Here is a 9377-nt window from a genome sequence, read left to right as displayed (position 1 = left end):
GTTCAGCTGGGGGAGGGGTCGTCGCCCTGGGCCGCCTCGCGCAGCGCGGGCAGGATCTCGGAGGCCGCGGCCTCGAGGAACTGCTGCTGCTGCTCGCCGCCGACCTGCACCAGGGCGAGGTCGGTGAACCCGGCCTCGAAGTAGGCCGAGGCGGCCTCGACGACCGCCTCCACGTCGTCGCCGCAGGGGATCTGCGCGGCGACGTCCTCGGGCCGCACGAACTGGCCGGCGCCCGCGAAACCCGCCGTGGTCGGCAGGTCGGCGTTCACCTTCCAGCCGCCGGCGAACCAGCGGAACTGCTCGTGGGCGCGCTCCAGCGCCGCGTCCCGGTCGCGGTCCCAGCTCACCGGCATCTGCCCGATCTTGCGGGCGGGCTGCTGCCCCGCCTCGCGGGCGCCGTCCCAGCCCGCGACGAGGTCGGCGTCCGGTTCCACGGCGACCAGGTGCTCGGCCAGCGGCGCGAACCGGGCGACCGACTTCGGCCCGCTCACGCCCACCGCCATCGGGACCCGGTGCTCGGGCAGGTCCCACAGCCGGTGGGAGTCCACGCGGAAGTGCTCGCCGGCGTAGGTGAGCAGCTCGCCGTCGAAGAGGGTGCCGATGATCTCCAGCGCCTCCACGAGCATGTCCTGGCGCTCCTCCACGGCCGGCCAGCCGTGGCCCACCACGTGCTCGTTGAGGTTCTCCCCCGAGCCCAGGCCGAGCACGAAGCGCCCCTCGGAGAGGATCTGCACCGTCGCGGCCTTCTGCGCCACGACCGCCGGGTGGTAGCGCAGCGTGGGGCACGTCACGTACGTCATGAGCTCCACGCGGGAGGTGGTCGCCGCCACCGCGCCCAGCACCGACCACGTGTAGGGGGCGTGCCCCTGCGTCGTCAGCCAGGGGGAGATGTGGTCGGAGAAGGCGATGCTGTCGAAGCCGGCCTCCTCGGCGGCCCGCGCGTCGCGCACCAGCCAGCGCGGGTCCGACTGCTCGCCCATGCACGTGTAGCCGATCCGCACGGCGCTCACGAGCGCGCCTCCGCGAGGACCTCGAGCAGCGTCCTGGAGAACGCCGGCAGGTCGTCGGGCTTGCGGCTGGTGATGAGCGGGCCGGGGCCGGTGCGGTCCACGACGACCTCCTCGTCCACCCACTGCGCGCCCGCGTTGCGCAGGTCGGTCTGCAGCGAGGGCCACGAGGTCATCCGCCGCCCCTTCACCGCGTCGGCCTCCACCAGCGTCCACGGCGCGTGGCAGATGGCGGCGACCGGGCGCACCGAGGCCGCGAACTGGCCGACGAAGGAGACCGCCGAGCGGCTGGTGCGCAGCGCGTCCGGGTTGGCCACCCCGCCGGGCAGCACGAGCGCGGCGTACTCGCTGGGGCTGGCGTCGTCGACGACGACGTCGACCTCGAAGGTGTCCGCCTTGTCGAGGTGGTCGAAGGCCTGCACCGACCCCTGCTGCGTGGAGAGCAGGACGGGCTGGCCCCCGGCCTCCTGCACGGCCTTCCACGGCTCGGTCAGCTCCACCTGCTCGATGCCCTCGGGAGCGACGAGGAACGCGATCTTCTGGCCCGTCAGCTGCTTGTCCGTCTGGCTGTCCGTCATGGTGCCCACGCTCGCACCGCCCCGCCGCCTCGGCATCCGGACCGGCGGGTCGCGCCCGGGGTCCCGCCCGGGGTCGCGCCCGGGGCCGCTGACGCGGCGCCGGGGCCCGTGGAAGGATCGCCCTGCCAGAGCCGCCACCACGGAGGAGCACTCGATGCCCATCGCCACCCCGGACGTCTACGCCGAGATGCTGGACCGCGCGAAGGCCGGGTCCTTCGCCTACCCCGCCATCAACATCTCCTCCAGCCTCACCCTCAACGCCGCCATCCGCGGCTTCGCCGAGGCCGAGAGCGACGGCATCGTCCAGGTCTCCACCGGCGGCGCCGAGTTCCTGTCCGGCACCACCGTCAAGGACATGGTCCTGGGCTCGCAGGCGCTGGCCGAGTACGCCCACCACGTCGCCAAGGGCTACGGCGTCAACATCGCCCTGCACACCGACCACTGCCCCAAGGACAAGCTCGACGGGTTCGTGCGCCCGCTGCTGGCCATCTCCGCCGAGCGCGTGAAGTCCGGCCGCGACCCGCTGTTCCAGTCCCACATGTGGGACGGCTCCGCGGTGCCGCTGGAGGAGAACCTGCGGATCGCCGAGGAGCTGCTCGCGCAGGCCGCGGCGGCCAAGGTCGTCCTCGAGGTCGAGATCGGCGTCGTCGGCGGCGAGGAGGACGGCGTCGCCCACGAGATCAACGACAAGCTCTACACGACCGTCGACGACGCGCTGGCCACCGTCGACGCGCTGGGCACCGGCGAGAAGGGCCGCTACCTGACCGCGCTGACCTTCGGCAACGTCCACGGCGTCTACAAGCCCGGCGGGGTCAAGCTGCGCCCGGAGATCCTCAAGGAGATCCAAGAGCAGGTCGGTGCGCGCGTCGGCAAGGACAAGCCCTTCGACCTCGTCTTCCACGGCGGCTCCGGCTCCTCCGACCAGGAGATCAGCGACGCCGTGGACTACGGCGTGGTGAAGATGAACGTCGACACCGACACCCAGTACGCCTTCACCCGCCCGATCGTCGACCACGTCTTCCGCAACTACGACGGCGTGCTCAAGGTCGACGGCGAGGTCGGCAACAAGAAGACCTACGACCCGCGGGTGTGGGGCAAGGCCGCCGAGACGGGCATGGCCGCCCGCGTCGTCGAGGCCGCGAAGGCGCTGCGCAGCGCCGGCCAGCGCCTGGGCTGAGCACCCGGAGGCGCGACGGCCCGGTCCCCCCGCGGGGGGACCGGGCCGTCGCGCCTCCGGGGCCGGGTGGTGGCCGGGTGGTGGCCGGGTGGTGGGCCCTCAGGCCGGCTGCGGCCCGTCGTCGTCCTCGGCGCTGAGCCCCGGCTCCTCGTCGACGACGTCGAGCAGCTGCACGATGTTCGTCGTCTCGATGAGGAACTTCACGACCGCCGGCGGGCGGATGAGCGTCACGCGCCGCCCGCGCGAGCGCGACGCCAGCCGGGCCAGGAAGGCCAGCCCCGTCGAGTCCATGAAGGTCACGTGGTGGGCGTCGACCTGCAGCGGCCGCCCCGAGGTCAGGGCGTCCTCGGCCGCCTCGAGCAGGTCCGGGCCGAGCTCGGCGTCGATCTCCCCGGTCAGCACGACCCGCGTCGCCCGCGGTTCGTAGAGCACGTGCACCGAGCCGGGGTCCACCGAGCGCACCTCGGGCACCCGGGGCGCCTCCTCGGGCGGTGTCGCGTCGTTCGTCATGGCTCCTCCGCAGTCCGCACGCAGCATCACCGTGCCCGGCTTCTGCAGGCAGCGGATGTCCGTCCGCACGGCCTCCACCGCGCGGTGGGCCGGCCGTCCCCCGCGCCACCCTCGACGCGCGATCCGTCCGACCCCCCTGCATGCTAGCCACCGAGGTCCGCGTCGCCGCCGCGCACCTGCGACGCCCGACGCACCCGAGGAGCACCGCCCCCCATGCCCGGCAGCAGCCCGCAGCCGCTCGCCCTGGGCGAGCCCGCCGCCGTGCTGCTGCTGGACGCCCCCGACGGCGCCGCCCGCGCGCTGGCCGGTGCCGCCGACGACGAGCTGCCCGCCGACCTCGACGCCTTCCGCCGCGAGGCCGGGCTGGCGGAGGACCCCGCCTGGCAGCGCGTGCGCGAGGGCGCCGTCGTGCCCGGCGCCCTGCTGCCCGGCGGCCTGTGGCTGGTGACCGGCCGCGTCGCCGGCCGCGGCCGGCTGCTCGTCGCGCTGCTGCGCGCCGAGGGCGGCGCCGGGCCGGAGCGCGACGAGCAGCGGCCGGAGCACGCCGGGCCCGCGCTCGCCGCCGGCCCCGGGATGGCCCTGTCGGTGGTGCGGGACGGGCGCGCGCTCGTCGACTGGGTCGACGGCGGCTACACCCGCACCACCGGCACCGCGGCCGCGGAGGTCCTCGGCGGGCTCGCCGCGCGGCTGGTGCGCTGCCTGGGGGAGGCGCCCGACCCGGTCGAGGACGCCCCCGGCGCCCCGCTCGCCGCGGCGCGCTCCGGCCTGCGCCGCGCGCTGGGGGGCGGCGAGCCGGTGGACGCCACCGTCGTCGACGTCCGCGCCGACGGCACCCGCTTCCTGCACCAGGTGCGCACCACCGCGCTGCGCGACCGCGCCGGCCGGGTGCGCGGCGTGCTCTCCCGGCACGCCGACGTCACCGGCCGCACCGCCGGCGAGGCCGTCGCCACCGGCGCCGCCCGCGCCGCCGAGCGCCGCACCGAGCGGCAGCTGCAGGTGCTGCGCGAGCTCGACGCCTTCGTGGTCGCCGACGACGACGTGCCCGCGGGGCTGCGGGCGCTGGTGCGGGCGCTCGGCGAGCACGTCGTGGCCGCCGCGCTCGTCGCCCTCACCGTCGAGCGCCCCGCCGGGCCGGTCGCGGAGGTCGAGGTCGTCGCCGCGCACGGCGCGCAGCTGCACGCCCTCGCCGGCCGCCGGCTGCGCCTGGAGCGCCCGCCCGCCGCCGACGCCCTGCTCGACGGGCTGCTCGACGCCGCGGGCGGCCCGGCCGCGCTGGCCGACCTGGCCCGCCGGGCCGCCCCCGGCAGCCCGACGGCCTGGCTGGCCGCCCTCGTGCCCTCCCCGGCGGCGCTGGTGCTGCCGCTGCGCGGGCGCGAGGACGTCGTGGGGGCGCTCGTCGTGCTGCCCCGCGAGGACGGGCTGCGCGACGGCGACGCCACCGTGCTCGGCGGGGCCGCCCGCCGGGCCGGGCTGCTGGTGGAGAACGCACGACTGCACGCACGGGAGCACGCCTTGGCAGAGACGCTGCAGCGCAGCATGTTGCCCGACCAGTCCGGCATCGACGGGATCGACGGCCTGGACGTGTGGACGTTCTACGCCTCCAACGCCGACGCCGCGCAGGTGGGCGGCGACTGGTACGACGTGCTGCCCGCCCCCGAGGGCGGCTCCGCGGTGGCGGGCGTCGTCATCGGCGACGTCGTCGGCCACGACGTCGAGGCCGCCGCCGCCATGGGCCAGATCCGCTCCGTGGTGCGCTCGGCCGCGCACGACCTCGACGACCCCGGCAGCGTCCTCATGCGCGTGGACCAGCTCGCCGCCGGCATGCGGGTGCGGCGGATGGCCAGCCTGGTCTACGCCACCCTGCAGCGCCTGGACGACGGCGGCTGGGAGATGGCCTGGTCCAGCGCCGGGCACCTACCGCCGCTGCTGCGCCGCGGCCGCGGCGGCGAGGGCGGGGGCCCGCAGCGCGTGGACGTGCTCAGCGACGCCACCGGCACCCTCGTCGGGCTCGGCGAGCGCCCCCGGCCCACCCGCGAGCGCGCCCTGGGCCCCGGTGACGTGCTCGTCTTCTACACCGACGGCCTCATCGAGACCCGCAGCCGGCCCATGCGCGACGGCCTGGAGGTCCTCGTGGAGCTGCTGGCCACCTCCCGCGCCCGCGACGCCGCCGGCATCGGCGAGGAGCTGCTGCAGGGCCTGGGCGAGTCCCCGGAGGACGACACCGCCATCGTCGTCGTGCGGGTGCCGGAGGAGTCCGAGCTCGCGGGCGGGCCGCTGCCCACCGCCGACACCCCGCGGCGGCGGCGCTGGCAGCTGCCCCCCGAGCCGTCCTCGGTCGGCAAGGCGCGCCACGCGACCCTGCGCGCGTGCGCGGTCTGGGGCTTGGACATCGGCCCGCGCGCCGAGATCGTCGTCTCCGAGCTGGTCGCCAACGCCGTCCTGCACGGCTGGGGGACGGTGGGGCTGCGGCTGTTCGACCTGCCCGGTGCGCTGCGCATCGAGGTCGAGGACGACAGCCCCGAGGAACCCGCCGTCGTCGAGGCCCGCCCCGACGGCGCGGGTGGGCACGGCATGCGGCTGGTCGCCTCGCTGGGGCGCTGGGGCACCGTGCGCACCCGGCGGGGCAAGATCGTCTGGGTCGAGATCCCGGCCGGGCCCGCCGGCGGGGACGAGAGGAGCACGAGCTCGTGAGCACCGGCACCAACCTGCTGGGCGGACCGCCGCCCACCCACCTGCCCGCCGACGAGGCCGTCGACGCCGCGCTGGCCGCCGGCACCGCGCCGACCGAGGTCGCCGCGCAGCACCCGGCCGCCTCGCTGCCGTGGGCCCTGCTGGCCGAGCAGGCGCTGGTGGCCGGGGAGAGCATCCCCGGCTACGCCTTCGCCCGCACCGGCTACCACCGCGGCCTGGACGCGCTGCGCCGCGCCGGCTGGCGCGGGCACGGCCCCGTGCCGTGGTCGCACGAGCCCAACCGCGGCTTCCTGCGGGCGCTGGCGGCCCTGCAGCGCGCCGCGGCCGCCATCGGGGAGGGCGTCGAGGCGGACCGCTGCCGGCAGTTCCTCGCCGACTGCGACCCGGTCGCCGCGCGCGAGCTGCTGCCCTCGTGAGCCCCGGGGCCGCCCGCGCGGCCACCCCCGAGGTGCCCGTGGTCGTCGTGGGCGCCGGCATCTCGGGGCTGGCCTGCGCGCGCGCGCTGGCCGACGCCGACGTGCCGGTGCGCGTGCTCGACCGCGGGCGCCGCCCCGGCGGGCGGATGAGCGGGCGCCGGGTGGAGACGGCGGTGGGCGTGCACGTGGCCGACCTCGGCGCCTCCTACTTCACCGCCTCCGGCGACGGCTTCCGCGCGCAGGTCGCCGACTGGCAGGCGCGCGGGCTGGCGCGGCCGTGGACGGACGCCTTCCACAGCGTCTCCGGCCGCGCCCGCGACGGCGCCCGCCTCGGCGAGCGCGGCCGGCCGGGCCCCGTGCGCTGGGGCGCCCCCGGCGGGCTGCGCTCGCTGCTGGACGACATCCTGGCCCCGCCCGGGCGCGCACCGCTGGAGCTCGTCAGCGGCCTGGACGTGGAGGCCGTGGACGCCACCGCCGACGGCGCGCTCGTCGACGGCCGGCCCGCGGCGGCCGCCGTGCTGGCCATGCCCGACCCGCAGGCAGCCGACCTGCTGCCGCGCATGGTCGCCACCCGCCTGGACGTCTCCGCGCGCTGGAACTGGCGCCCGTGCATCGCCGTCTACGCGGCCTGGCCGCAGCGGTGGTGGCCGGACTTCGACGGCGCCTTCGTCAACGACTCCGACCTGCTGGTCTTCCTCGCCGACGACGGCGCCCGGCGCGGCGACGGCGCGCCCGTCCTCGTCGCCCACACCGCTGCGGACTTCTCCGGCGACCACCTCGACGCCCCGGCGTCCGCGGTGGCGCCGGTGCTGGAGGAGCTCGGCCCGCTGCTGACCGGCGAGCCGACCCCGCCGCCGTCCTGGAGCAGGGCGCACCGCTGGTCGCTGGCCCAGCCGCTGCGCCAGCACGCCGACTCCCCGTTCGGCTTCGACGAGGCCAGCTCGATGGCCGTGTGCGGCGACGCGTGGGGGGAGCGCTCCCGGGTGGAGACGGCGTGGGAGTCCGGCACCGCGCTCGGCAGGCACCTGGCGGAGCGCTTCGCGCGCTGAGGGCGCCGCCGCAGCCGGTAGTCTCGTCCGGTCTGCGGCGACCCCCTCCGGGTGGTCCGCGCGGCCGGGAAGCACCCGGACAGTCGTGTCACCGAGGAAGCAGGGGGTCTCATGCCCGCGATCGTGCTCGTCGGCGCCCAGTGGGGGGACGAGGGCAAGGGCAAGGCCACCGACGCCCTCGGCGCCCGCGTCGACTACGTTGTGAAGTTCAACGGCGGCAACAACGCCGGCCACACCGTCGTCGTGGGCGACGAGAAGTACGCCCTGCACCTGCTGCCCTCGGGCATCCTCACCCCCGGCGTCACGCCCGTCATCGGCAACGGCGTCGTCGTCGACCCGGGCGTGCTCTTCGAGGAGATCGACGCGCTCACCGCCCGCGGCGTCGACTGCTCCAAGCTGCTCGTCTCGGCGTCCGCGCACGTCATCGCCCCCTACAACCGGGCGCTGGACCAGGTGACGGAGCGCTTCCTCGGCAAGCGCAAGATCGGCACCACCGGCCGCGGCATCGGGCCGACGTACGCGGACAAGATCAACCGCGTCGGGGTGCGCGTGCAGGACCTCTTCGACGAGAGCATCCTGCGCCAGAAGGTCGAGGGCGCCCTGGACCAGAAGAACCACCTGCTGGTGAAGGTCTACAACCGCCGCGCCGTCTCCGTGGACCAGACGACCGAGGTGCTGCTGTCCTACGCCGAGCGGCTGCGCCCGATGGTGCGCGACGTCAGCCTGGAGCTCGCGCGCGCGCTGGACCGCGACGAGATCGTCCTCTTCGAGGGCGGGCAGGCCACGATGCTCGACATCGACCACGGCACCTACCCGTTCGTGACGAGCTCGAACGCCACGTCCGCGGGCGCCTGCACCGGCTCCGGCATCCCGCCGAACCGCATCGACCGCATCATCGCCGTCGTCAAGGCGTACACCACCCGCGTCGGCGAGGGCCCCTTCCCGACCGAGCTGCTCGACGCCGACGGCGAGAAGCTGCGCCGGGACGGCGGCGAGTTCGGCACCACGACCGGCCGCCCGCGCCGCACCGGCTGGTACGACGCGCTCATCGCGCGCTACTCGGCCCGCATCAACGGCGTCACCGACTTCGTGCTCACCAAGCTCGACACCCTCACCGGCTGGGAGCGCATCCCGGTCTGCGTGGCCTACGACGTCGACGGCGTCCGCCACGAGGAGATCCCGATGTCGCAGAGCGACTTCCACCACGCGACCCCGGTGTACGAGTACTTCGACGGCTGGAGCGAGGACATCTCCTCGGCCCGCTCCACGGCCGACCTGCCCAAGAACGCCCAGCGCTACGTCGAGGCGCTGGAGGAGCTGTCCGGCGCGCGCATCTCCGCGGTGGGCGTCGGCCCGGACCGCGAGCAGACCGTCGTGCGCCACGACCTGCTGGGGTGAGCGCCCTGGAGCTGCGGGAGGCGGCGCTCGCCGACCTCCCGCCCGCGGTGCTGTACGCCCTGCTGCGGCTGCGCGTGGACGTGTTCGTCGTCGAGCAGGAGTGCGCCTACCCCGAGCTCGACGGCCGCGACCTGGAACCCGACTGCCTCCACGTGTGGGCGCAGGCCCCCGACGGCACGGTCGCGGCCGTGCTGCGGGTGCTGCGCGACCCCGACGGCCGCGGCCGCATCGGCCGGGTCGCCACCGCGCCGGCCTCCCGGGGCGCCGGTGCCGCGGCGCGGCTGATGACCCGGGCGCTGGAGCTGCTCGACGGCCTGGACGTCGTCCTGGACGCCCAGGCGCATCTGGAGCACTGGTACGCCCGCTTCGGGTTCACCGCCGACGGCCCGGTCCACCTGGAGGACGGCATCCCGCACGTGCCCATGCTGCGCCGCGCCACCGCCTCCGCCTGACCCGTGGATGAGCGGTGATCTTCCACGGTGCACCGTGGAAGATCACCGCTCATCCACAGGAGCTCAGGGGGCGGGGTCGGGGCTCGTCTCGACCTGCTC

9 protein-coding genes are annotated in these 9377 nt (G+C 76.0%); 6 read left to right on the top strand and 3 right to left on the bottom strand.

Annotation, left to right across the window (positions count from 1 at the left end):
• Positions 1-2: 2 nt before the first annotated feature.
• Both GTQ99_RS15125 and GTQ99_RS15120 read right to left on the bottom strand, forming a co-directional pair.
• Entirely contained in the window at positions 3-1001 is a 999-nt protein-coding gene (locus tag GTQ99_RS15125) for a TIGR03557 family F420-dependent LLM class oxidoreductase (RefSeq protein ID WP_420814569.1), read from the bottom strand.
• Positions 1002-1006: 5 nt separating this feature from the next.
• Entirely contained in the window at positions 1007-1585 is a 579-nt protein-coding gene (locus tag GTQ99_RS15120) for a type 1 glutamine amidotransferase domain-containing protein (RefSeq protein WP_166616566.1), read from the bottom strand.
• Positions 1586-1739: 154 nt separating this feature from the next.
• On the opposite strand from GTQ99_RS15120, the gene fbaA reads away from it, so the two are divergent.
• On the top strand, positions 1740-2762 hold the full coding sequence (gene fbaA / locus GTQ99_RS15115; protein ID WP_166616565.1) for a class II fructose-bisphosphate aldolase: 1023 nt from the start codon (positions 1740-1742) through the stop codon (positions 2760-2762).
• A gap of 99 nt (positions 2763-2861) precedes the next feature.
• On the opposite strand, the gene GTQ99_RS15110 is transcribed toward fbaA, so the two are convergent.
• Complete coding sequence (locus GTQ99_RS15110) at positions 2862-3272, bottom strand: STAS domain-containing protein (RefSeq protein ID WP_205707544.1); 411 nt, start codon at positions 3270-3272, stop codon at positions 2862-2864.
• Between the two features lie 213 nt (positions 3273-3485).
• On the opposite strand from GTQ99_RS15110, the gene GTQ99_RS15105 reads away from it, so the two are divergent.
• From GTQ99_RS15105 to GTQ99_RS15085, 5 genes are all read left to right on the top strand, one after another.
• Positions 3486-5963, top strand: a complete 2478-nt coding sequence (locus GTQ99_RS15105; protein WP_166616564.1) for an ATP-binding SpoIIE family protein phosphatase — start codon at positions 3486-3488, stop codon at positions 5961-5963.
• The gene (locus GTQ99_RS15100; RefSeq protein WP_166616563.1) at positions 5960-6379 is read left to right on the top strand and encodes a DUF3151 family protein; all 420 of its coding nucleotides are present in this window, start codon (positions 5960-5962) and stop codon (positions 6377-6379) included. The genes GTQ99_RS15105 and GTQ99_RS15100 overlap by 4 nt, the downstream gene beginning before the upstream one ends.
• Positions 6376-7428: an NAD(P)/FAD-dependent oxidoreductase gene (locus GTQ99_RS15095; RefSeq protein ID WP_338075018.1), complete on the top strand. Its 1053-nt coding sequence runs from the start codon at positions 6376-6378 to the stop codon at positions 7426-7428. Before GTQ99_RS15100 ends, GTQ99_RS15095 begins: the two co-directional genes overlap by 4 nt.
• A gap of 111 nt (positions 7429-7539) precedes the next feature.
• On the top strand, positions 7540-8826 hold the full coding sequence (locus GTQ99_RS15090; RefSeq protein WP_166616562.1) for an adenylosuccinate synthase: 1287 nt from the start codon (positions 7540-7542) through the stop codon (positions 8824-8826).
• A complete protein-coding gene (locus tag GTQ99_RS15085; protein WP_166616561.1) occupies positions 8823-9278 on the top strand; it encodes a GNAT family N-acetyltransferase in 456 nt (151 codons plus the stop codon). Before GTQ99_RS15090 ends, GTQ99_RS15085 begins: the two co-directional genes overlap by 4 nt.
• The last annotated feature ends 99 nt before the right edge of the window (positions 9279-9377 follow it).

Origin of the sequence: Kineococcus vitellinus, from assembly GCF_009906315.1 — a bacterium.
GTDB lineage: Bacteria > Actinomycetota > Actinomycetes > Actinomycetales > Kineococcaceae > Kineococcus > Kineococcus vitellinus.
The sequence above is the reverse complement of the archived record's forward strand: the minus strand, read 5'-3'. Positions and strand labels throughout refer to the sequence as shown.

What these genes read in the sequence shown, in the direction of transcription:
- GTQ99_RS15120 (WP_166616566.1), bottom strand. Translation starts at nt 1,585, where the DNA reads ATGACGGACAGCCAGACGGACAAGCAGCTGACGGGCCAGAAGATCGCG.
- GTQ99_RS15105 (WP_166616564.1), top strand. Translation starts at nt 3,486, where the DNA reads ATGCCCGGCAGCAGCCCGCAGCCGCTCGCCCTGGGCGAGCCCGCCGCC.
- GTQ99_RS15110 (WP_205707544.1), bottom strand. Translation starts at nt 3,272, where the DNA reads ATGACGAACGACGCGACACCGCCCGAGGAGGCGCCCCGGGTGCCCGAG.
- GTQ99_RS15090 (WP_166616562.1), top strand. Translation starts at nt 7,540, where the DNA reads ATGCCCGCGATCGTGCTCGTCGGCGCCCAGTGGGGGGACGAGGGCAAG.
- fbaA (WP_166616565.1), top strand. Translation starts at nt 1,740, where the DNA reads ATGCCCATCGCCACCCCGGACGTCTACGCCGAGATGCTGGACCGCGCG.